General features: G+C 55.6%; 25 protein-coding genes. 16 read left to right on the top strand and 9 right to left on the bottom strand.

The features are described 5' to 3' along the window. Positions 1–61: 61 nt before the first annotated feature. Genes ACA108_19580 through mdcH form a run of 3 tightly spaced genes read left to right on the top strand, consistent with a single transcriptional unit; the run spans position 62 to position 2,550 of the window. Positions 62–1,021 carry an AEC family transporter gene (locus ACA108_19580; GenBank protein ID XEX95503.1) on the top strand — a complete coding sequence of 320 codons (960 nt, stop codon included), beginning with the start codon at positions 62–64 and terminating at the stop codon, positions 1,019–1,021. A 3-nt stretch (positions 1,022–1,024) separates the two neighbouring features. Beyond that, positions 1,025–1,645 carry a malonate decarboxylase holo-ACP synthase gene (locus ACA108_19575; protein XEX95502.1) on the top strand — a complete coding sequence of 207 codons (621 nt, stop codon included), beginning with the start codon at positions 1,025–1,027 and terminating at the stop codon, positions 1,643–1,645. Next, positions 1,642–2,550 carry a malonate decarboxylase subunit epsilon gene (gene mdcH, locus ACA108_19570; GenBank protein XEX95501.1) on the top strand — a complete coding sequence of 303 codons (909 nt, stop codon included), beginning with the start codon at positions 1,642–1,644 and terminating at the stop codon, positions 2,548–2,550. Before ACA108_19575 ends, mdcH begins: the two co-directional genes overlap by 4 nt. Before the next feature lie 9 nt (positions 2,551–2,559). On the opposite strand, the gene ACA108_19565 is transcribed toward mdcH, so the two are convergent. From ACA108_19565 to ACA108_19555, 3 genes are all read right to left on the bottom strand, one after another. Further along, complete coding sequence (locus ACA108_19565; GenBank protein XEX95500.1) at positions 2,560–2,865, bottom strand: type II toxin-antitoxin system RelE/ParE family toxin; 306 nt, start codon at positions 2,863–2,865, stop codon at positions 2,560–2,562. Beyond that, complete coding sequence (locus ACA108_19560) at positions 2,853–3,143, bottom strand: CopG family ribbon-helix-helix protein (GenBank protein ID XEX95499.1); 291 nt, start codon at positions 3,141–3,143, stop codon at positions 2,853–2,855. Before ACA108_19560 ends, ACA108_19565 begins: the two co-directional genes overlap by 13 nt. A 113-nt stretch (positions 3,144–3,256) precedes the next feature. Further along, positions 3,257–4,222 (bottom strand): LysR family transcriptional regulator, encoded by a 966-nt coding sequence (locus tag ACA108_19555; protein XEX95498.1) that lies wholly within the window; start codon positions 4,220–4,222, stop codon positions 3,257–3,259. A gap of 355 nt (positions 4,223–4,577) precedes the next feature. Here ACA108_19555 and ACA108_19550 point away from each other — a divergent pair, with 355 nt between their 5' ends. From ACA108_19550 to ACA108_19500, 11 genes are all read left to right on the top strand, one after another. Next, positions 4,578–5,564, top strand: a complete 987-nt coding sequence (locus tag ACA108_19550; GenBank protein ID XEX95497.1) for an IS110 family transposase — start codon at positions 4,578–4,580, stop codon at positions 5,562–5,564. Between the two features lie 419 nt (positions 5,565–5,983). After that, positions 5,984–6,265, top strand: a complete 282-nt coding sequence (locus ACA108_19545) for a glycine dehydrogenase (GenBank protein XEX98168.1) — start codon at positions 5,984–5,986, stop codon at positions 6,263–6,265. A gap of 17 nt (positions 6,266–6,282) precedes the next feature. Further along, positions 6,283–6,645 carry an SFCGS family glycine-rich protein gene (locus tag ACA108_19540; protein ID XEX95496.1) on the top strand — a complete coding sequence of 121 codons (363 nt, stop codon included), beginning with the start codon at positions 6,283–6,285 and terminating at the stop codon, positions 6,643–6,645. A 2-nt stretch (positions 6,646–6,647) separates the two neighbouring features. Then, positions 6,648–6,944, top strand: a complete 297-nt coding sequence (locus tag ACA108_19535; GenBank protein ID XEX95495.1) for a DUF4312 family protein — start codon at positions 6,648–6,650, stop codon at positions 6,942–6,944. Positions 6,945–6,967: 23 nt separating this feature from the next. Continuing rightward, the gene (locus ACA108_19530; protein XEX95494.1) at positions 6,968–7,744 is read left to right on the top strand and encodes a DUF4311 domain-containing protein; all 777 of its coding nucleotides are present in this window, start codon (positions 6,968–6,970) and stop codon (positions 7,742–7,744) included. Positions 7,745–7,754: 10 nt separating this feature from the next. Next, positions 7,755–8,396, top strand: coding sequence for a DUF4310 family protein (locus ACA108_19525; protein XEX95493.1), 642 nt, complete (start codon positions 7,755–7,757; stop codon positions 8,394–8,396). Positions 8,397–8,445: 49 nt separating this feature from the next. Continuing rightward, a complete protein-coding gene (locus ACA108_19520) occupies positions 8,446–9,549 on the top strand; it encodes an amidohydrolase/deacetylase family metallohydrolase (protein ID XEX95492.1) in 1,104 nt (367 codons plus the stop codon). 10 nt (positions 9,550–9,559) lie between these two features. After that, complete coding sequence (locus ACA108_19515) at positions 9,560–10,678, top strand: DgaE family pyridoxal phosphate-dependent ammonia lyase (GenBank protein ID XEX95491.1); 1,119 nt, start codon at positions 9,560–9,562, stop codon at positions 10,676–10,678. Then, a complete protein-coding gene (locus tag ACA108_19510; GenBank protein XEX95490.1) occupies positions 10,675–11,415 on the top strand; it encodes a KDGP aldolase family protein in 741 nt (246 codons plus the stop codon). Before ACA108_19515 ends, ACA108_19510 begins: the two co-directional genes overlap by 4 nt. Before the next feature lie 101 nt (positions 11,416–11,516). Then, the gene (locus ACA108_19505; protein XEX95489.1) at positions 11,517–12,668 is read left to right on the top strand and encodes a lactonase family protein; all 1,152 of its coding nucleotides are present in this window, start codon (positions 11,517–11,519) and stop codon (positions 12,666–12,668) included. A gap of 45 nt (positions 12,669–12,713) precedes the next feature. Continuing rightward, a complete protein-coding gene (locus tag ACA108_19500) occupies positions 12,714–14,624 on the top strand; it encodes a transcription antiterminator (protein ID XEX95488.1) in 1,911 nt (636 codons plus the stop codon). A gap of 68 nt (positions 14,625–14,692) precedes the next feature. On the opposite strand, the gene dolP is transcribed toward ACA108_19500, so the two are convergent. From dolP to ACA108_19480, 4 genes are read right to left on the bottom strand one after another with little or no spacing between them, the layout of a single operon-like run. Then, a complete protein-coding gene (dolP, locus tag ACA108_19495; protein XEX95487.1) occupies positions 14,693–15,268 on the bottom strand; it encodes a division/outer membrane stress-associated lipid-binding lipoprotein in 576 nt (191 codons plus the stop codon). 9 nt (positions 15,269–15,277) lie between these two features. Further along, positions 15,278–15,868 carry a DnaA initiator-associating protein DiaA gene (gene diaA / locus ACA108_19490; protein ID XEX95486.1) on the bottom strand — a complete coding sequence of 197 codons (591 nt, stop codon included), beginning with the start codon at positions 15,866–15,868 and terminating at the stop codon, positions 15,278–15,280. Positions 15,869–15,887: 19 nt separating this feature from the next. Then, complete coding sequence (locus ACA108_19485; GenBank protein XEX95485.1) at positions 15,888–16,283, bottom strand: YraN family protein; 396 nt, start codon at positions 16,281–16,283, stop codon at positions 15,888–15,890. Next, the gene (locus ACA108_19480) at positions 16,241–18,307 is read right to left on the bottom strand and encodes a penicillin-binding protein activator (GenBank protein XEX95484.1); all 2,067 of its coding nucleotides are present in this window, start codon (positions 18,305–18,307) and stop codon (positions 16,241–16,243) included. The genes ACA108_19485 and ACA108_19480 overlap by 43 nt, the downstream gene beginning before the upstream one ends. 62 nt (positions 18,308–18,369) lie before the next feature. Here ACA108_19480 and rsmI point away from each other — a divergent pair, with 62 nt between their 5' ends. Then, the gene (rsmI, locus tag ACA108_19475) at positions 18,370–19,236 is read left to right on the top strand and encodes a 16S rRNA (cytidine(1402)-2'-O)-methyltransferase (GenBank protein ID XEX95483.1); all 867 of its coding nucleotides are present in this window, start codon (positions 18,370–18,372) and stop codon (positions 19,234–19,236) included. A 3-nt stretch (positions 19,237–19,239) separates the two neighbouring features. Here rsmI and ACA108_19470 read toward each other — a convergent pair whose 3' ends face one another. After that, positions 19,240–19,584 carry a hypothetical protein gene (locus ACA108_19470; GenBank protein ID XEX95482.1) on the bottom strand — a complete coding sequence of 115 codons (345 nt, stop codon included), beginning with the start codon at positions 19,582–19,584 and terminating at the stop codon, positions 19,240–19,242. A 647-nt stretch (positions 19,585–20,231) separates the two neighbouring features. Between ACA108_19470 and ACA108_19465 the strand changes: the two genes are divergently transcribed. Continuing rightward, on the top strand, positions 20,232–20,474 hold the full coding sequence (locus tag ACA108_19465; GenBank protein ID XEX95481.1) for a biofilm development regulator YmgB/AriR family protein: 243 nt from the start codon (positions 20,232–20,234) through the stop codon (positions 20,472–20,474). Positions 20,475–20,520: 46 nt separating this feature from the next. Here the strand turns inward: ACA108_19465 and garD are convergent, their stop codons facing one another. Then, entirely contained in the window at positions 20,521–22,092 is a 1,572-nt protein-coding gene (gene garD / locus ACA108_19460) for a galactarate dehydratase (protein XEX95480.1), read from the bottom strand. Between the last annotated feature and the right edge of the window lie 109 nt (positions 22,093–22,201).

Raw genomic sequence — 22,201 nt, 5'->3', positions numbered from 1 at the left:
TCGTCTGAAAAAATAATCATCGCACCAGTGCTGGAACTCTTTTTCAACTACAGGTGAAGTTATGACTTACGTAATTGTTCATGCTCTTGCTCCGATTTTCGTCATTATGCTGCTGGGCTTTTTCGCGGGTAAAGCGAAAATGGTCGACAACAAAAATGTGTCTCTGCTCAATATCTTCGTAATGGATTTTGCCCTGCCTGCAGCTCTGTTCAGCGCAACGGTGCAGACACCGTGGGAAGGGATTGTTAAACAGTCACCGCTGATTGTGGTGCTGGTGTTGGCCATGTGGGTGACCTACGCGGCAATCTATTTCACAGCAACCAAAGTCTTTAAAAAATCTCCTCAGGATGCGGCAGTACTGACGCTGACCGTGGCGCTGCCTAACTACGCGGCCCTTGGCCTGCCGATTCTGGGTAGCGTGCTGGGTGAAGGTTCTGCAACATCACTGTCCGTTGCGGTTTCTATTGCGTGTGGTTCCGTACTGATGACGCCGTTTTGCCTCATGATCCTCGAGCGTGAAAAAGCGCTTGCCGCTGGCGAAGCTACGGGTTCAACCCTTTCGATGCTGCCGGTGCTGATGTGGCGTTCACTGAAAAAACCTATCGTTTGGGGTCCGCTGCTGGGCGTGGTGCTGTCGGCAATTGGTATCCGCATGCCGGACCTGCTGCTGTCGTCTATCAAACCGCTTGGCCTGTCCGCAACGGCTGCGGCGCTGTTCCTGACCGGTGTGATCCTTTCCGCTCGTAAGCTGAAAATTAACACCATGGTTTGTTTCGCCACCATCACCAAGCTGCTGATTCAGCCGTTCATCGCCTGGGGCATCGTGCTGGCGCTCGGCCTGACCGGTCCGGTTGCCGTCACCGCTATCCTGATGATTGCGCTGTCCGCTGGCTTCTTCGGTGTGGTCTTCGGTAACCGCTTCGGCGTGCAGTCCCCGGATGCAGAAGCAGTGTTGCTGCTAAGCTCCGTGCTCTCTATCCTGTCGCTACCGCTGTTTATCTCGCTGACTTCAGGAATGTAATTCATGACCATACCACGCCCACACGATTTACTCTGGCTTGCCGATCGCGATGCGCTCGAAGGTATCAGCGAAGCATGGGTAGCTGGCCAGTGGCGCCCGGCGCTGCCGGTGGTGGTGAGGCGTGATGTGAACCGTGAAGGGCGCATTCCGGTAGGCGTTCGAGGAATGCGCCGCGATCAGCGCGCAGGTGGCTGGGTCAATGCAGCAAAGGTGAAACGCATTGTTTCACCAGAAGCGCTCGCCTCCCACGACGTGTTGGTCAACTCCCCATTTGTCTCAATGCCTCCGGTACAGGGTGCCATCCAGCTCGTACTGCGTGAGTGGCCCTGGACCTGGGGGGTAACCGGTAGCGTTGGCTACGCGCTGGCAACGGAAGTACCGGTGCTACATGCGGACAGCGATCTCGACCTGCTGATTCGCTGTCCGCATCGCGTTGACCGCGTTGCGCTGGCGGAATGGCAGCAGTTTATCGGCAGGCTTTTGTGCCGCGCCGATACGCAAATTGAAACCCCACGGGGCGCTTTTGCGCTGGCCGAGTGGCTGCGGGAAGGGCGAGTTTTGCTGAAAACCAGCAGCGGCCCGCAGTTAGTCAGCGATCCGTGGGCGTTTGAGGGAGAAGCATGAAAATCCTCTTTACCTTTCCCGGACAGGGAACGCAGCGTGCAGGCATGTTGCAGCAGTTACCGCATGACAGCGACATTCTGTCGCGAGTTCGCGCCGTTCTTGGCGACGAAACAGATTCTTTAGATTCCCCCGATGCCCTGAAACATACCCGCGCCGTGCAGCTCTGTCTGCTGATTGCGGGCGTGGCCTGGGCGGAGGAGCTTGAGCGCAACGACGTGGTACCGGATATGGTCGCCGGATTATCCATTGGCGCTTTCCCCGCGGCGGTGGTGGCCGGAGCGTTAGGGTTCGAGGACGCGCTGCGTCTGGTGGCCCTGCGCGGTGACCTGATGGAGCAGGCTTACCCGCACGGCTATGGGCTGACCGCTATCACAGGTTTACAGCTCAGCCAGGTCGAAAAGCTTGTGGAAGGCAGCAGCACCTATATTGCCAATATCAATGCCGAGCAGCAGATTGTGATTGCTGGTCGTGATGAAGATATGGCGAGCGTGGCGCAGAAAGCCCTGGCTAAAGGTGCGCAGAAGGCGAAACGGCTGGCGGTCAGCGTTCCTTCGCATTGTGAATTGTTGAGTGAACCTGCTCTGAAACTTCAGCAGGCGTTTGCGGACGTGACGCTAAACCGCCCGCGCAGTGCTTACCTCAGCGGCAGCACAGGGCGCGTGCTCTGGCAGCCGGAACGTATTGCCGATGATTTAGCACTGAACATGTCGCGAACCGTGCGCTGGCGCGATGCGATGGTCGCCGCCAACGAGCGCGACGTGCGCCTGGCAATCGAAATGCCGCCGGGCAGCGTGCTCACGGGCTTAACCCGTCAGGCGTTCCGTGAAGGCGATACGTTGTGCCGTGAAAACAACAGTGTGAGCACCATCGCCCGCCTGGCGCAACGGGTTAAAGCGGCGCGTTAGGGGAAGAGGCTAAGGCTGCTGATATCCGGCTTCTTTCTGATGCTTTATCTTCAGGATCACAATGTTGTCGGTTAGCTCGTCGTAGCGATAGAGCATGACATATCCGCTGCTGCCGAATTCGATAATCAGTTCTTGATATTCCAGCGGGAGATTGGCTACGGGCCGCCCAATTTTGGGCATCGATTGTAACTGTCGAATGCCACGGATCAGTATCTCAGCGGCTTTCTTCGCTGCCAGCACGTTTTTAGCTTTCAGGAATTCCTGCAAACGTTGTAAATCCTGGCGGGCGCTTTCGGAAACAATTACTTGTGGCATGCCGGAGCATCCTGCTCAGCGTTTGTTCCCCACGACTCCAGCCAGGTTATCGTCTCCTCGGCCGTAATATGTTGGCCCGTTTCCTGATAGGCCAGCCAGGCAGCCTCGGCTTCTTTGCGGTACCGGCTACGCTTCTCTTCTCGTTCGACATATTCAACGATGGCTTCCAGCATCAGAGCATGCGCAGAGCTGTGGCGGTCGTCTGCCAGGGTTTTCAACCGGTCTTTCATTTCCTGGTCGATCCGCAGAGTCGTGGTCTGGCGCAGTGTCGTCGTCATAATGATCTCCCGATGATATCTCTGGTGTCACCAATGATATTAAACTTGTTAAGCCATGATGTCACTTTGGCCTGCCATCGGGCAAGCGCTGGCAATCTGTCGCACACCAGACTTTAAAGCGGCGCGTTAGGGGTATCGGCAAACGTTCGGGCGTACATGCGCCCTTCGGCGGCCAGCGCCAGCAGGTTCGGGTCCAGCTCGCGGTTGCGGGCGAAGACTATCGCGATCTGCTGCTTCATCTGGTACGGCTCGGCAAGCTCACACAGCTGGATCGAATTCTCGTATACCTTCTTCATGCGCCCCGGCACCAAAGACAGGCCCACGCCCGCCTGCACCAGGCTCAGCATCGAGAAAATATCGTTCACCTGCGTGACGATCTGCGGCTCAAAACCAGCAATATGAAACGCTTCCTGGAAGCCGTTATAGGTGGCGAACCCTTCCGCCAGCGAAACAAATTTCTGGTCGTGGAAGTCGTGAAGATCGGCAAGCTTGCTGGTATCTAACGGGTAGGAGGCCGGAGCGGCAAGAAAAATGTTATCCTGGAATAGCGGCAGCGTTTCGAGTCCCGGATCGAGCTCGATTTCTGATACCGAGATGAGGATCGCATCCAGCACGCCGTCTTCCAGCATATTCACTAGCAGATCGTTCGACCCCATCGTCAGATCAAGCTCCAGCTCGGGGCGGCGGATCTTCATGCCCATGATCAGACGCGGCACGGTTTCCAGAGTCAGTGAATAAAGTGTGCCGATGCGCAACCGCCCCTGGCCTATGCCCGCCGCCTGGCGAGTTTCCTGAATACCACGCTCCATAAGTGCAACGGCTTCTTTGCTGTATTCCAGAAGCGTAACGGCTTCTTTGCTGTATTCCAGAAGCGTAACGGCGGAAGGCAAGGGCACAAGGTTGCGCCCCTTGTGGATAAACAGCGGGCAGCGCACGCCTTCTTCAAGCGTATGCAGCGCGCGGTGAACGCTCACGCCGCTGATCCCCAGCGCATCCGCCGTGCGGGCAATATTTCCCTTCTCCATAAACGCCATAAAAATCTCAAGCTTACGGAAGGTGATTTCTGCGTCGATTTTCATGGAGAGAGCTCATTGGGTTAGGGAGAGTGCCAGGGTAGATGATAGTAAACATCTGCTGTCGTGATGTCATTCTCTCCGGGCTTTATGCGTCAGGCAGTGAAGCGAAGCTCGCTGATTTCGGTGGATGGCGCTGGCGCTTATCCACCCTTGTATCTTGAACCGGTAGCTGGTTAGCTACCGGTTACACGAAACGGAGGAAGCTTGTATCCACCCTGAAGACGCCGATCTTTCTTTGTAGCTTAAGCCCTCCGTTTCACCTTTCACGTCACTCAAAATCCGAACGGTAACCAGAAGCTCTGACTTCGTATGTACAAGGCTGGAATGACGTGTTGGCTCAGGTGAAAGGAGACAAAATATGTTCACTCTCGGTGTTGATGTCAGTAAAAATAAAATCGATATCTGTCTGCTTGCTGCTGGTGTTAAAGGCAAGAAAAAGCACAAGGTTTTCACCAATGAACCCGGCGTGGCCCGTAGGGTCACGGACTGGCTCGACGCTCAGAAGTGCCCGTCTGATAGCGTCACCGTGGTACTGGAAGCGACCGGTATCTATCACGAGAACCTGGCATACGGTCTTCATGATGCCGGTGTTAAGGTCTGTATGGCCAATCCCCACCGCGTGCGCGAATTTGCCTGTGGGATGAATATCCTCACCAAAAACGACAGGGTTGATGCCTTCGTTCTGGCCTGTTACGGCGAGCTGAAACACCCGGAACCCTGGGTGCCTCCATCGCCTGAAGTTCGCAAGCTCAGGGCACTCCTGCGTCAGCGCGATGCGCTGAAAGAAGACGTTCAGCGGACGGCAAACCGGCTGGAAAAAGCCCACTCCACGGCCACGCCGCGGGAAGTTATCACCTCGCTCCAGCGGACTCACAGCTGGTTGAGCGACGAGCTGGAGCGGATAGAAAGGCTCATTACAGACCACACGGACAACGATCCGGGGCTGAAAGCAGATCTTGATCTGCTGAAATCGATTAAGGGTGTAAAGGATCAGGTAGGCCGGGAAATGCTGGCTATCCTGAAAGACGGCGCGTTCAGAAGTGCCTCGCAGGTGGCGGCGTATCTGGGCATCACACCGGTGGAAAAAACGTCGGGAAGCTCGGTGCGTGGGCGTCCTCACATGTCGAAAACAGGGCCGTCGGGGATAAGAGCGAAGCTGTATGTGGCGGCAATGAGCGCCAGCCGGTGGAATAAACCGGCGAAAGAGATATACGAAAGGCTGATAGCGAGAGGGAAGGCAAAGAAGGCGGCGCTGGGTGCAGTAATGCGCAAGCTGGTGCACATGTGCTTCGGGGTGCTGAAAACACGCCTGCCATGGGATGAAAATTATGCAGCTACCGCTTGACGTTCAAGACGGTAGCTACGACAACGACCCTACGGCAACGACCTTACGGCACGGACGGTTTTGTAGGCCGGATAAGCGCAGCGTCATCCGGCGGGTGTTCACCATAAGCCTTTCCAATCACCGACTCAAAAATCCACCCACGTCACACTTTCACGCAAAAAACATCACTGCCATTGATCTATTTCACCTGTTAATCACGTGACCTGAATCACACAAAACCAGCGGATTATCGTGATCCCTGCATTTTATGTGGAATAGATCACTGTCGAGGGTGGGATTTCCACTTCGAAGTGGAAAACAACTCGCTACAAACCAATAACCCCCGTCGATACCTTAGAGCCATAGCAGCGAATGAGGTACCTGGTGTGAATAACGGAGCGGTAAAGGTTGGTGAAGCTGAAAGTCGTGATGCCACGCAGATGACGGAAAACGTGCTGGCGTTTATCAGCGCGCTATATCAGACAAGAAATATCACGCCGAACGAGGTGCAGGAGCAGATGCTCGAGTCCCACGTTCGTGCCATGGTCCATCGGTCTTTAACCGGTGAGCCGCTGCCGGAGGTGGAAGAGGAGCTGTTCGATGAGATCTCCCCCGACTCGCTGGCAATGGCCAGAGAGGTGGTGGATCTGTTTGGCAATTTACCGGCGGAAGAGGCGTGGCTGCTGTCGGTGCATTTTGAAGTCGCTAAAGACAATCTTTGAATAATCAGGAGACACACATGGAACAAATTACCGTAGTGATTGGCGATCGTCTGGGCAAAGGCCAGAAAGTTGCGGCAGGGATCGAAAAAGCGGGTGGCCGTGCAGTGGTGATCCCTGGTATGGCCGCCGACATGAAGCTGGGCGACGTGATGAAAGCCGAGAACGCCAGCTTCGGCATCTCCTTCTGCGGCAGCGGCGGTGCGGGCGCAATTACCGCGCAGACCAAACACGGCTACAAAGCAAAATACGGCATGCGCTCCGTTGAGGAAGGCGTGACGGCAATTAACGAAGGCAACAACGTGCTGGGCTTTGGCTTTATGGATAAAGAAGAGCTGGGCGAGCGCCTGGTCCAGGCCTGGAACAAGAAGCACGGCAGCTGAGTATGAAAGAACACTTCTCCGAAAAAGTGAGAGTGAGCGGGCGCGGCGACAGTAAAGCTAAAGCCTTTGCCGACGCCCTGAACCACGTGCAGGGTACGGTGCTCAAGTCGTCACCCCGTATTTTACTGCGTATTGAGCCACAGGATGTGCAGGTTGTTCAGGCGCGGGTACAGGTTAAGAAAGAGGCCTTTTTATTCTTCTTTCTGAAGCGTGAACGACGCACGTTCAGCGTGGAGCTGGACGTCACCGTCAACGTGACGGCCATTAATCTCGACAAAGTGGATTTCGTCGCACAATAACAACACACAGAAAGGACAGACTGATGTTCTTAATAATATTAATAAAATCGCTCATCATCGGCGGCCTGGTCGGCGTGGGTGTTGGCGCCGGGGCTGCCCGAATGTTTCATGCGCCAACATCCCAGGGCATGGGGGCATTTCGTACGCTCGGCGAACTGAACTCCTGTGAAGGTGACCCGGCTTCGCATTTCTCCTTTGGTTTAGGTTTCTTCTTCAACGCCTGGGCCTCCTCTGTTGCAGCGGGTGCCTTCACGCAGGACGTTGACCACCGCATTATCCCGAACTGGGGTGCCGCCGCGCTGATGATCAAAAATCGCAACGTCGCCGAAACCCTGCACGACCCGAAAAAGATGGCCATCGCCTGCGGCTTGATTGGCATGTTCGTGGTCGCTTTCCTTAACTCTACCGCCTCCGCCGTGCCAGAAGCACTTCAGGTTACCGCCGTTAAGGTGCTGGTGCCTGCCGCAAACCTGCTGGTGAACACCGTGATGCCGGTTATTTTCTGGCTGGCGGCGATTGATGCCGGTAAAAAATCTGGCTTCTGGGCGACCATCTTCGGCGGCTGCGCGCAGCTGATCATGGGCAACGCCGTACCGGGCCTGGTGCTGGGGATCCTGATTGGTAAAGGCGTGGAAGAGAGCGGCTGGAACCGCGTCACCAAAGTGATGATGAGCGCGATTGTCGCCCTGTTCGTCCTGAGCGCATTCTTCCGCGGCTTCGACATGAAGATGATCGAATCCTTCCATCTGACCGTGCCGAACTGGCTGGATCTGATCCATAACTCAATGAGCGGAAAATAAGGAGCCTGCAATGGAAGAGAATAAAGGGTTCTGGTATGCCGACTGGTCGTTCCCGATTTTTGTTGGCCTGCTTTCTTCCGGCGTGTTCGCCGGGACACACATGTACTACCTGTACGGCATTGGTGCCTTTAACGAAGTAGCCTTCGTTTCCATGCTGCGTGCGGGGATTGATACCGGGGCTTACGGTGCGGTCGCTGCATTTGGTGCAAGCTTCCTGTTTGCCCGCATCATCGAAGGTTCGCTGGTGGGGATTCTGGATATCGGTGGGGCCATTCAGACCGGTATTGGCCTTGGCGTTCCGGCGCTGCTGCTGGGTGCAGGCTTTGTCTTCCCGGTGGCTAACTTCGGGGCATCGCTGGTCACAGGACTGGTGCTTGGCCTGGCCGTTGGCTACATCATTATTCTGGCGCGTAAGTTCACCATCAATCAGAGCGACTCCACCTACGGGGCGGACGTGATGATGGGGGCGGGTAACGCTTCTGGCCGCTTCCTTGGGCCGTTGATTATCCTCAGCGCAATGACCGCTTCTATTCCTATCGGCATCGGTTCGCTGGTGGGCTCCCTGCTGTTCTACCTCTGGGGCAAGCCTATTACCGGCGGCGCAATTCTGGGCGCGATGATCCTGGGTGCGATCTTCCCGGTCGCGCTGTAACACAGCGGCGGATGGCGGCCTGTGCCATCCGCCCATAAAGGAGAAAACCATGTTCGACTTAATCCTGCGTCAGGCCCGCCTGGTGGACGATACGGTTATCGACATTGCGCTGAAGGACGGCAAGATTGCGGCCCTGGGCGAGGTGACTGGCGAGGCACGCGAGGAGCGCCAGCTTAGCGGCGAGTATTACGTCAGCGCAGGCTGGATTGATTCCCACGTCCACTGCTACTCCAAATCCCCGATTTATCATGACGATCCTGACAGCGTTGGCGTCGCGACCGGCGTCACTACCGTGGTCGATGCGGGCAGTACCGGCGCGGATGACATTGATGAGTTTTACGAGCTGACCCGCAAAGCACAGACTGACGTTTACGCCTTGCTGAACATCTCTCGCGTTGGTCTGATTGCCCAGAACGAGCTGTCTGACATGGCGAACATCGACAAAGTTGCCGTGCGTGACGCGGTGAAGCGCCACCCAGGTTTTATCGTCGGTATTAAAGCGCGCATGAGCAGCAGCGTGGTCGGCGCTAACGGCATCAAACCTCTTGAGCGTGCCAAAGAAATCCAGCGTGAAAACGGCGACCTGCCGATGATGGTGCACATCGGCAACAACCCGCCGGACCTGGACGAAATTACCGAGCTGCTCTCCAGCGGCGATATTATTACCCACTGCTACAACGGCAAGCCGAACCGCATCCTGAACCCTGCGGGTGAACTGCGCGCTTCCGTTGCCAAAGCCATTGCTTGCGGCGTACGTCTGGACGTGGGTCACGGCACGGCCAGCTTCAGCTTTGAAGTGGCGAAAATCGCCATCGGCCAGGGCATTCTGCCGCACACCATCAGCTCCGATATCTACTGTCGCAACCGCATAAACGGCCCGGTACACAGCCTGGGCGCGGTGATGTCCAAATTCCTCTCCATCGGCCTTTCCCTGCCGCAGGTGATTGACTGCGTTACCGCTCATGCGGCGGACGGCCTGCGGCTGCAGCATAAAGGCCGGTTAGTGGTTGGCCTGGACGGCGATCTGACTATTTTTGAACTTAAGCGCCAGCCGACGCTGTTCACCGATTCTGAACAGCAGACGCTCACCGGCGATCGGCTGCTCGTGGCCCTTGCCGCCGTCCGCGGCGGTAAGTGGTTTGATTGCGAATAAGGAAAAGAACATGCCTTCAGTCTATGAGAAATATAATTTAAAACAGGTGATTAATGCATCCGGGCGTATGACCGCACTGGGCGTTTCGACCCCGCGTCCGGAGGTGGTGGAAGCCGTCACCAACGGCATGAATCACTATTTTGAAATGAAAGATCTGGTCAACAAAACCGGCGAGTACATCGCGAAGCTGCTGGATGTGGAAGCGGCGACCGTTGTCTCCTGCGCCTCTGCCGGGATCGCCCAGTCCGTTGCGGCGGTGCTGGTGAAAGATAATCAGTGGCAGATCGAAAATCTGCATGGCAGTAAGCTGGAAAATAACGAAATCGTGCTGCCAAAAGGCCACAACGTGAACTTTGGCGCACCGGTCGGCACCATGGTTAACCTGGGCGGCGGCAAAATTGTCGAAGCGGGTTACGCCAACGAATGTTCGGCGGACCAGCTGGCGGCGGCGATTTCCCCGCACACGGCGGCCATCCTGTATATCAAATCACACCACTCAGTGCAGAAAAGCATGCTCAGCGTGGAGCAGGCCGTTGTGGTTGCCCGCAAGCATAATCTGCCGCTGATTGTCGACGCGGCGGCGGAAGAGGATTTGCAGTGCTATTACCGCGCGGGCGCAGATCTGGTGATCTACAGCGGTGCGAAAGCAATTGAAGGGCCAACCAGCGGTCTGGTTATCGGCAGGCAGCAGTACGTCGAGTGGGTGAAGCTGCAAACTGGTGGGATAGGTCGCGCCATGAAGGTGGGCAAAGAAGGTATTCTTGGCCTGACCTGCGCTATTGAGCACTACCTCACCGCGCCCAAAGAGAGCGGCGAAGAGATGGTGCAGAAAATGACGCCGTTTATCGGCAGCCTTAATACACTGAACGGCGTGAGCGCCCGCGTGGTGTGGGATGCCGCAGGCCGCGATATCGCCCGCACGGAAATTAAGTTCGACGAAGCCGCGATTGGTATTTCAACGGGCGAGCTGGTCAGCGTCCTTAAACAGGGTGAGTACGCCATTTTCTTCCGCGGCTACAAGGCGAACGAAGGCATTATTGAAGCCGACGTACGCAGCGTCAGCCCGCAGCAGTTAGACATTATTTATCAGTGCATTAAAGCGAATACCAGCCAGGAGAATCAGGCATGAAACTAACCCCTAACTTTTACCGCGATCGCGTTTGCCTGAATGTACTGGCTGGCTCTAAAGAGAATGCCAAAGAGATTTATGATGCGGCCGAAGGGCATGTGCTGGTGGGTGTGCTATCCAAAAATTATCCGGACGTTGATAGTGCGGTGGCGGATATGCGCGATTATGCGGCGCTTATCGATAACGCGCTTTCCGTGGGCCTTGGCGCTGGCGATCCGAATCAGTCGGCGATGGTTAGCGAAATCTCCCGTCAGGTTCAGCCGCAGCACGTTAACCAGGTCTTTACTGGCGTGGGGATGTCACGCGCGCTGCTTGGGCAAAATGAATCCGTAGTAAACGGACTTGTCTCCCCGACCGGCACCGTTGGCAGGGTAAAAATCTCCACCGGGCCGCTTAGTTCGAAAGCGCCGGACGGCATTGTACCGGTTGAAACCGCCATCAAGTTGCTGAAAGATATGGGCGGCAGCTCCATTAAGTACTTCCCGATGGGCGGTCTGGAATGCCGTGATGAGTTCCGGGCGGTAGCGGAGGCCTGTGCAAAACACGATTTCTGGCTCGAGCCAACGGGCGGGATCGATCTGGAAAACTACGAAGAAATCCTCAAGATCGCGCTGGATGCGGGCGTCAGCAAAGTTATCCCGCACATCTACAGCTCTATCATTGATAAGGCGAGCGGTAACACCCGTCCGCACGATGTTGCTACTCTGCTGGAAATGACTAAGAAGCTGGTTGGTTAAAACGCAACGGCGGATGATGATGCTCTTATCTGCCTGGCGGGCGATCGTGGGGTGGGTAAGCGCAGTGCCATCTACCATTAAACCAACATCGAGGATCTCCAATGCCTGCAACACGTAATCTGCTTATCGCATCATTTGCTATGGTGGCCGGGACGGCAGCGGCCCAGCCGCAGTTCGCATGGGTAGGGACTTACAACCCGAACGGAGAGGGCGTTTATCGCTTTCAGGTGGATACGAAAACCGGCGCGCTCAGCAATAAAACGTTGGTGAATCAGCTGCCGAATGCCGCTCAGCTCACCGCCTCTGAAGAGGGCAAAACGCTGTACGTGGCGAGCGAGGCGGAGAATGGCGTGGTTGCTGCTCTGCGCATTGGCGAAGATGGAGATTTGACTGAATTAAACCAGGTTGCTTCTGGCGGTGACGGGCCGGTTTATTTGTCTCTGACACCGAGCGGACGCCATCTGCTGGTCGCCAATTATGTCAGCGGCACCATTGCCGTGCTGCCGATTAAACAGGACGGTAGCCTGGGTGAAGCCACGGACACGAAACAGGATGAAGGCCAGCCGGGCGCGGCGAAGCCGGAAGCCGCCGTTGAAGGCAGTTTTGCGGCCAGCGATCATAACGGGCCGCATGCGCATATGATCTCCGCCGATCCGAGCGGTAAGTTTGTCTTTTCTACCGATCTGGGACTCGATCGGATCTATCAGTATCGTTTCGATGATGCAACCGGCAGGCTGACGCCAAACGATCCGCCGTTTATTGCCGCTTCTTCCAAAGGTGCCGGGCCACGCCATTTTGTGTTTACGCCAGATGGCGACGGTCTGTGGCTGATCAACGAAGAGTCCTCGACGCTTACCCATTATCAGCTCGATACGGCTAAGGGCACCTTAACCGAAGGCAAAACGATCTCTGCGCTGCCAAAGGGTTATAAGGGCACCAGTTTCGCGGCGGGCCTTGTCCTGAGTCACGATGGAAAGCAGCTGTACGTGGCGAATCGCCTGCATAACAGCATCGCACACTTTACCGTGTCGGCTAACGGTACCCTGACCCATCAGGGCGATATCTGGACGCGTGGCGACTACCCCCGCACGCTTACACTCGATAGCAGCGGCAATTATCTCTACGCTATGAATCAGAGAAGCGACAATATCACGCGTTTCAGCGTGGCGAAGCCGGACGGCAAGCTGTCGTTTATTGACGATTACGTGGCGGTCGGAAGCCCTTCACAGCTGGTGTTCTCCCCCGTGAAATAGCTTTGCCGGGCCGCCCGTGCACCCGTTTAAGAAAAGGAAACTGCATTGCGATTCCCCAACCTTCGCCTGTCCCAGCTGTTTGAGATGCTACAAACCGAGACGCTGCCCCAGGACGAACTGGCGCGGCGTCTGTCAGTTTCCACCCGCACGGTACGGACTGATATCACGGCGCTGAATACGCTGCTCGCCGGGCATGGTGCGCAGTTTACCCTTGCCCGCGGCGAAGGCTATCAGCTGATTATCGAAGATGCCGAACGTTATGAGGCGCTGGTACAACAACCATCACGGCAGCTACGTATTCCCCGAACCTCGCCTGAGCGGGTTCACTACCTCATCGTCCGCTTTCTGACCTCGGCCTTTTCTTTGAAGCTGGAAGATCTGGCGGACGAGTGGTTTGTCAGCCGGGCGACCCTGCAAAGCGATATGGCCGAAGTGCGCGAGTGGCTGGCCCGCTATAATCTGACCATTGAAACGCGTCCGCGCCACGGCATGAAGCTGTTTGGCAGCGAAACGGCAATGCGCGCCTGCCTGACGGACCTGCTCTGGGAGCTGCAGCAGGAAGACGGCGATAACCCATTACTCACCGAAGAGGCGCTCAATGCTGGCGTCCCGGCACTGCTTGCGACGGAGCTGCATGACTGCTTCACCCGTTGTCGCATTCGCCTGACGGACGAAGGGGAGCGGTTTATCCGCCTGTACTGCGCGGTGGCGGTGCGCCGCATCAGCGAAGGCTACCCGCTTGCAGAGTTTACCGCCGATAACGTGGAGGATGACGTCCGGGCGGCCGCGCGGCAGATAGCTGACCTGCTGCGGCAGCTGGCGGGTAAAGCGCTGTCCGAAGCGGAAGAGCAGTGGCTTCAGGTACATATTGCGGCGCGGCAGGTGCAGGATGTGGCGCCGAGCGCCATCAGCGCCGACGATGACGAAGCGCTGGTAAATTATATCCTGCGCTACATCAACACCCACTATAACTACAACATGCTGGCTGATACCCAGCTGCATGCCGACCTGCTCACGCACATCAAAACGATGATTACCCGCGTGCGCTATCAGATCAATATTCCTAATCCGCTGCTGTCCAACATCAAGCAGCACTACCCGATGGCCTATGACATGACGCTGGCCGCGGTGTCGAGCTGGGGCAAATACACGCCCTATGCCATCAGCGAAAACGAAATTGGTTTTCTGGTGCTGCATATCGGCGTGGGGCTGGAGAGGCACTACAACATCGGCTACCAGCGACATCCGCGTGCGCTGCTGGTGTGCGATACGGGCAACTCTACGGTACGCATGATTCAGGCGATGCTGCTGCGGAAGTACCCGCAAATCGAGGTGACGCGCATTATTTCCCTGCGTGAATACGAGCTGCTGGGCAGCGTTGAAGAGGATTTTGTGATTACCACCGCGCGCATCCACGAAAAGGATAAGCCGATCGTGGCGATGTCGCCGTTCCCGACGGAGTATCAGCTTGAACAGCTGGGCAAGCTGGTGCTGGTGGACAGAACACGCCCCTACATGCTGGAAAAGTTCTTCGATGCCCGCCACTTCCTGGTCATTGACGAGCCGGTTACCCAGCAGCAACTCTTTAGCCAGCTGTGCGGGCAGCTGGAGCAGGAAGGCTACGTCAGTGATGACTTTTATCCATCGGTTGTAGAGCGGGAAGCGATAGTCAGCACCATGCTCGGCGAAGGCATAGCGCTACCGCACTCCCTTGGCCTGATGGCCAACAAAACCGTGGTCTATACCGTGCTTGCCCCGCACGGCATCAGCTGGGGTGACGAAACCGCGCACGTTATCTTCCTGCTGGCGATCAGCAAAAGCGAATACGAAGAGGCGATGGCGATTTACGATATTTTCGTGACGTTTCTTCGCGAAAGGGCGATGACAAAGCTGCGGGAGTGCAGGGACTTTACGAGTTTCAGCGCGGTGGCGGTGGCGTGTCTGAGCCGTTTTTGATTTGAGCTTTTCGGTGGATGACGCTGCGCTTATCCACCCTACGTGTCGGTAGGGCGGATCAGCAATGCTTACTTCAGAATGGTAAACGCGGTGGTCACGTGCTTCACGCCGCTGACGCGGCTGGCGATATCCGCCGCTGCTTTGCCTTCTCTTTCGGTCAGCAGACCCAGCAGGAACACTTCGCCGTTTTCAGTCGTCACCTTGATGTTGGAGGACTTCACCTGATCGCTGGACAGCAGATGCGAGCGAACTTTAGTGGTGATCCAGGTATCTGACGATGCCGTGCCCAAGCCCACTGGCGCGATGTTACGTATTTCGTTATACACCTCGGTCGTGCCTTCTACGCCCAGCGCGATCTGTTTGGCACGGGAGGCCAGCTCGGTGTTTTTCGTTTGCCCGGTCAGCAGCACTTTACCCTGATAAGCCGTCACGTTGAAGCGCGCATCTTTCTTGATCTGAGCATCTTTGTTCAGCGCGCTGTTCACGCGAACTTCCAGCGTACCATCATCAACCTGGGTGCCGACGGAGCGTGGGTCCGTTGCGGTTTTCGTCGCGACGGCGGCAGTGCCGACAACTGCGGCAGCAACACAACCTTGTAGCAATATCGCGGTAATAAGGACTGCAAGTGGCTTAAAGGCCTTCATCTGTACTCCTTAATCATCCTGGTGAGGGAATAACGTGTTATCAATCAAATCACATAGACAGTTCACCGTCAGCATATGCATTTCCTGAATGCGTGCGCTGCGGTGAGAAGGGATGCGGATTTCCACGTCCTGCGGTCCTAGTAAACCGGCCAGCTCCCCGCCATCATAGCCGGTAAGCGCCACGATGGTCATATCGCGGGTCACGGCAGCTTCAACCGCTTTGACGATATCACGACTATTGCCGCGGGTAGAAATCGCCAGCAGCACATCGCCCGTCTGCCCTAACGCCCGCACCTGTTTGGCATACACTTCATCATGCAAACGGTCGTTGGCGATAGCGGTTAAGACCACGTTATCCGCATTCAGTGCAATGGCAGGTAAACTCGGCCGCTCGGTTTCGAAGCGGTTGATCATGCTCGCTGCGAAGTGCTGGGCGTTGGCTGCAGACGTGCCGTTACCGCAGCAGAGAATTTTATTGCCGTTAAGCAGCGACTGAACCAGCGTCATGGCTGCACGGGAGATAGCATCTGGCAGAGCTTCCGCGGCGGCAATCTGGGTTTGGATACTTTCCGTGAAGCAGACTTTGATTCTTTCGAGCACGTTGTTCTACCTGGTTGCTTTAAAAATCTGCGGTAAACGCGTTGGTCAACCACTCTATTTCATTACCGGTGAAGGCTACCACATCGAAACGGCAATCCACAGTATCAAAGCTGCCGGACGTGCGGGCAAGCCAATTCCTTGCGGCAAGCAGCAGCTTTTGTTGTTTACTGCGGGTGATGCTGGCAGCCGCGCCACCAAAGTGGTTGCTGCGGCGATAGCGCACTTCGACAAACACAATCACCTTGTGCTGTTTCATGATGAGGTCGATTTCGCCGCCGTGCAGATGGACGTTTGCAGCAATGAAGCGCAGTCCTTTGCGCTCAAGAAAGCGGCGCGCCTGAAGCTCAAAGTGCGCGCCTGCCTGTTGACGACTCAGTTTGCCGGGACGATCTGGCCCTGAGAGAATTTCAGCCAATTTAACTTCCTGTTAATGACGCAGTCCTGGCTTGCGGACAGCGTGCCGGTATTGCCGCTGACCTGGTAGCCCGGCACCTGACGGATCTGGGAGAAGTGGTTGGCCAGCGACCAGGCATCCACGCCCATGGCGTACAGGCGAGCCAGGGAATAGTCGTTACGCACGGCACTTAATGCCTGCTGCTGCAGCGACGGGTTGCCGCCGGAGAGCATTGGAATTTCGCTAAACTGCAGGCCGTCCATCTCCAGACGGAAGTCCGGGCCGTTAACGCCGCCGGAGCTGCGGGAGCTGGCGTAAAGCTGCGCGCTGCTGCGGCTGCCGGTGCGCATGGCGATCATTGGCTTGATAAGCGCAATTTCTTCTGGCGTAGCGATGATATAGGCGGCATCAACGTGGCCGCCGGAGCCTGCGGTGATTTGCGCATCCGTTGGTGGAGCCGGAATTGTCAGGCCGCCAATCGTTACCGCTTCCTGCTGCGGCGCAGAAGCCGCCACCGGCGTGCCGGTTAACGCAATACCGGAGCCACTGTTAATCCCCCGCTTCAGTTCGCCCACGCCGCCAAACTTCTGCTGCAGAACGATACCGCCGCCCAGTTTCTGCCACTCGGTGCTGAACGCTTTGGCAACGCGGTCACCCAGCGTCGAGCCTGGCAGCAGCAGCAGCGGTGCGCGATGTCCCTGCTGCCAGATATGATCAGCGGCATCGCGAGCTTCATCTTCCGGTGAAAGCGCGAAATAGCAGATGTTGGGACGATTTTGCACGCCCTCTGGCTGGTTCAGTGCCAGCACGTTCAACGATGTCGTGCTGGTGGCAAGTTTCTCCACGTTGTTTTTAAGCAGCGGGCCGACTACCAGCGTCGCGCCGTCCTGCTGGGCCTGAGCCAGAATCTGCTCCAGCGGCTGTGAGCTGGTGTCATAGACCTTCACTTCAGCCGATGGGTTGGCCGGAGCCGCGGTGGCGCTCTGCACCGACGGTTGTGATGGCTGTGCAGCAGGCTGCTGTTCGGCAGGCTGTTCGTTGGTTAAATCGCTGACCGATGCGGCAGACGGGCTGGCGACGGCGTTAGCATCATCCGTCGGCTGGGTGGTGGCAGGATCGGTAGCCGCTGGGGTGGCGGTATCAGGCGCCTGCGCGGGTGCGCTCAGCGCGGAAACAGGCGCGGTGCCACTATTCTTCGCAGCCTCAAACCCCTGCTGGATAGTGCGGGAGAAGACGGCCGCCTGGCCGTTTAGCGGCAGCAGCAGGGCAATTTTACCTACTGACGCCTGCTGATAATTTTGCATATTACTCAGCTGAGTCGGCAGCGTTTTCGCGCCGGGGTTTAGCGGATAACGCGTTTGCCAGTCTTTGATGCCTGCTTTAAGCATATTGGGATCGTTACGGTTGTCGTTCCAGACGCGCTGCAGATCCAGCCAGCCCTGCAGCACGTTTTCGTCTGCATTAATTACCATGCTGTTCATCTGGGCAGCGGTCAGCGCCGACAGAGCCTGCCAGGTGCCGTCGATATTCTGCTGGTGTGCCTTACCCGTCAGCATGGGTTCCTGTGCGATATAGGCACGCAGAAGCTCAAGAGAAGGGCGATTCTGGCTGGCATCAATAATGGCCTGATAGTAGCGGGCCTGCTGATTTTTGTTAAACCCGGCAGGATCCAGCTTCGCCAGCAGGGCGCTGGCCCCGGCATAATCCTTCAGCGCGATTTTGATCTCTGGAGCCAGCAGGCTCTGCTCATGGCGCTGGGTATCATCCATCTCTTTCGGCAGCTGGTTATACAGCTGTACCGCCTGCTGGGTCTTGCCTTCGGTCAGCAGCGCATGAATGGCGAGTAATTGCCATGTGGTCTTGCTATCATCTGCGCTTTGCTGCATCTGCTGCAGGTAATACGCAGAATCCGCAGTGGCTTCGCCCTGCATGTGAGCGGCGGACGGGTCTGGCGTTTTCGTGGTACAGCCGGCGAAAAATAGTGCGGCAAGTACCACAGGCAGACAGCGCCCGGCTTTAGAACGAATTAATTTAGACGGTAGCATTCTGTATCCAGTGAATTTTTCTTCTCAGTGTTCAATATTAAATCGGCAATACGGATGAAACAATGAAACAACTCGAATCGGCGGCGATTTCTGCCAGCACGCTCTACATCGTTCCGACCCCCATCGGCAACCTTGGCGACATTACACAGCGGGCGTTAGCCGTATTGCAAGGCGTTGATCTGATTGCCGCTGAGGATACCCGTCATACCGGTTTGCTGCTGCAGCATTTTGCCATTAATGCGCGGCTGTTCGCACTGCATGATCATAATGAGCAACAAAAATCAGAAACCCTACTGGCAAAATTACAGGAAGGGCAGAGTATTGCGCTGGTTTCCGATGCCGGAACGCCGCTGATTAACGATCCGGGCTACCATCTTGTCCGTACCTGCCGTGAAGCCGGTATTCGCATCGTGCCGTTGCCTGGCCCCTGTGCCGCCATTGCGGCGCTGAGCGCGGCGGGACTGCCATCGGATCGCTTCTGCTATGAAGGTTTCCTGCCTGCCAAATCGAAAGGACGCCGCGATGCGCTTAAGGCCATTGAGCAAGAGCCCCGTACGCTGATCTTTTACGAGTCAACGCATCGCCTGATCGACAGTTTAGACGATATCTGCGCGGTGCTCGGTGAATCCCGCTACGTCGTTCTGGCCCGCGAGCTGACTAAAACATGGGAATCGATTCATGGCGCGCCAATCGGCGAGCTGGCAGCGTGGGTAAAAGAAGACGAAAACCGCCGAAAAGGTGAGATGGTATTAATTGTTGAGGGCTTCAAAGCGCCGACCGACGACGCCTTGCCTGCTGACGCGCTGCGCACGCTGGCGCTGCTGCAAACGGAGCTGCCGCTTAAAAAAGCCGCCGCTCTCGCTGCTGAGATTCACGGCGTGAAGAAAAATGCGCTTTATAAATATGCGTTAGAAAACAGCGAGAAATAACCCTCACGGCGGCGTTCGCACCAGGCCATAAGGGCATGTGGTGAAATGGCAAACGCCGTCATATTCGCACCGGTCAGGCTTCACCTCTGCGTTTCCGGGGCACCGGGACTGGCGAAACAGGGTACCCCAGAGCGTGACGTTAAAGGGGCTGATATTACACAGCTCGAGCCGTGCTGTTTTCCCATTAATAAAAAAGCCTAAATTACTGGTAGCTAATTGATCGCCTGGCAACAACGCTTTTGTGCTTTTATGCCAGATGATGAATTTCAACTCCCGGGCGGTAAGAATACATGCGAAGATCATCCCGGTTTCTGGGTTTACGATTGAATCAACCACCTCCCACTTCATTTACTTCCCCCGTTTATTTTTTTTCTCACCTAAAAAGCCGAGAAATAAAAAAGCATGGATAATAGCCACTTCTCCCTGTTGTCGAGGCGTGAAGATATTATGATTTAATCTCCTTAATCCATAGAGTTATAAATACCAAAGGGGGGGCGTGAGTCATCATGCAACTTCTCATCTTAATCAATTCCGTGTTTATCAGTGTAGGCTATTTTTCCCATAACGCATTGAAAACGATCATTTTTATGTTTTCTTTTTACATCACACACATAACATTCAAAAGGATATTAATAAATCTGTAAACCGCGATCGTCCTATTTCCAATAATCCAAATAATTAAGATTTATCTGATTTGATTAAACGGCTTTTGAGATGATTAAAAATTGATCTATCCACCATCAGGATAGGTTTCCATAAAATGCTAAAAATAAATTTAAAATTTCATAAAAACAAGATTTATTATTGTGCGAAAGTTAAAAATATCCGGCACATATAAACACAAATGAGTCATCCTGTTTTAAATATCAATTTTACCCTTGAATTCTCACGGATCTAATCTAGATTTTCCTTGATGAAATTGTGGTTATAAGACTTATCGCATTTTACGCTTATATCTGAATCCGGAGAAAAAGATGTCTTTAAGAGGGAATAATATGAAAATGCCCGCTGACAGCACGCTGTCCATCGCTGAGCTTTACGCCAGCGACGCGCCGCAGCGGATGGGAAGCGTCGTGCTGGAGCTGCTCATGTCGGGCAGGAATTTATCGAATAAGGATGTGATCGCGACGCTGATTGCGCGCATTGAGAACGAGAAAGATATTCTGACGCTGGACACCTATCGGCAGCTGCTAGAGTTTGTGATTTTCCGCACCGGCGCGTCGGGGAGGCTGCCTTAATGCCTTGAGACGGGTAACGAGGTGTTACCCGCTTTTGTTTTGGGCATCAGGTGACCGGTGCCGGGTTAAATACTGCCAGCGCGTTGTGCAAGCCCCACTGGTCCGAGAAGGTTTGCTTGCGGCCGCTTGCGACATCCAGAATAAATCTGAACAGCTCCCAGCCAACGTCCTCAATGGTTGCCTCGCCGGTGGCGATGGTGCCCGCGTTGATATCCATCAGGTCGTGCCAGCGGTTGGCCAGCGCGGTGCGAGTGGCCATTTTAATCACCGGCACTGCCAGCAGGCCGTATGGCGTACCGCGTCCGGTCGTAAAGACCTGTACCGTAATGCCTGATGCGACCTGCTGCGTACCGCAGACGAAATCGCTGGCTGGCGTAGCCGCGTAAATCAGCCCGCGCTTGGTTGGACGCTGGCCCGGAGATAACACTTCGACAATTGCGCTCTGGCCGGATTTGGCAATGGAGCCCAGCGCCTTTTCCACCACGTTTGCCAGGCCGCCTTTTTTGTTGCCCGGAGAAGGGTTAGCGCTGCGGTCGGTTTGCCCCATATCCAGATAGTTGTCGTACCACGCCATCTCTTCCAACAGGCGTTTGCCCACCTCTTCGTTGATGGCGCGCGGCGTTAACAGATGTATGGCGTCACGCACTTCGGTGACTTCCGAGAACATAACCGTTGCGCCGCAGCGCACCAGCAGATCTGACGCGAAGCCCACCGCAGGGTTGGCCGTTACGCCGGAAAAGGCGTCGCTGCCTCCGCACTGCATCCCGACAACCAGTTCAGATGCGGGGCAAGTTTCACGCTGGCGCTGGTTGAGCTTGTGCAGGTGGCGTTCGGCAACCTGAAGAATATCGTCCACCATCGATTTAAAGCCAACGTGATGCTCGTCCTGCAACCGTACGATGCTCGCATCTTCTACGGCAATCGCCTGCACGTCGTCGGTGCCTTCCAGCAGGCGCTCCGGCTGGAGCTTTTCGCAGCCCAGGCCAATGACCATCACTTCGCCGCCAAAGTTCGGGTTCAGCGCAATGTTATGAATAGTGCGGATAGGAATAACCGCTGCCGGGGCGTTGATCGCCACGCCGCAGCCGTACAGATGATTGAGGCCAACTACGCCGTCAACGTTCGGGTAGTGCGGCAGCAGATCGCGCTCGATGATTTTGATTACGTAATCCACGACGCCCGCCACGCAGTGCACGCTGGTAGTGATGCCGAGCAGGTTTTTAGTACCCACGCTGCCGTCTGCGTTACGATAACCCTCAAAGGTGTAGCCTTCCAGCGGCGGCAGCGGAGCCGGTACTTTCGTTGCCAGCGGCAGCGTATTCAGCGGCGGAGCTTTCGGGAGTTCTACTAAGGATTCGTCGATCCAGCTTCCCTGCGGGATATCACGCACCGCATAGCCGATGACTTCCCCATAACGGATGATTTCGCCGTGGGCCGGGATATCGACCAGCGCGGCTTTATGCCCCTGCGGGATATGTTCAATTAGGGTCAGGCCGTCCGGGAATTGAGTGCCCGCTTTCAAACCATTGTCGTTAACAATAATAGCGACATTGTCGGTTTCATGAACCTTAATATAAAACGCCGCGGGCGCGTGTTCTTTAATTTCTATCTTTGACATTGTCACTACTCTCCAGATATTACCTGAAAGTTAATTAGATAATTTAAAATGTGATTTGCTCACTTGTTGAATAAAGAATGTCAGGTCGCGAGAAATAAGAATGTGACGG

The sequence above is a fragment of the Dryocola sp. LX212 genome (genome assembly GCA_041504365.1).
GTDB lineage: Bacteria > Pseudomonadota > Gammaproteobacteria > Enterobacterales > Enterobacteriaceae > Dryocola.
The sequence above is the reverse complement of the archived record's forward strand: the minus strand, read 5'-3'. Positions and strand labels throughout refer to the sequence as shown.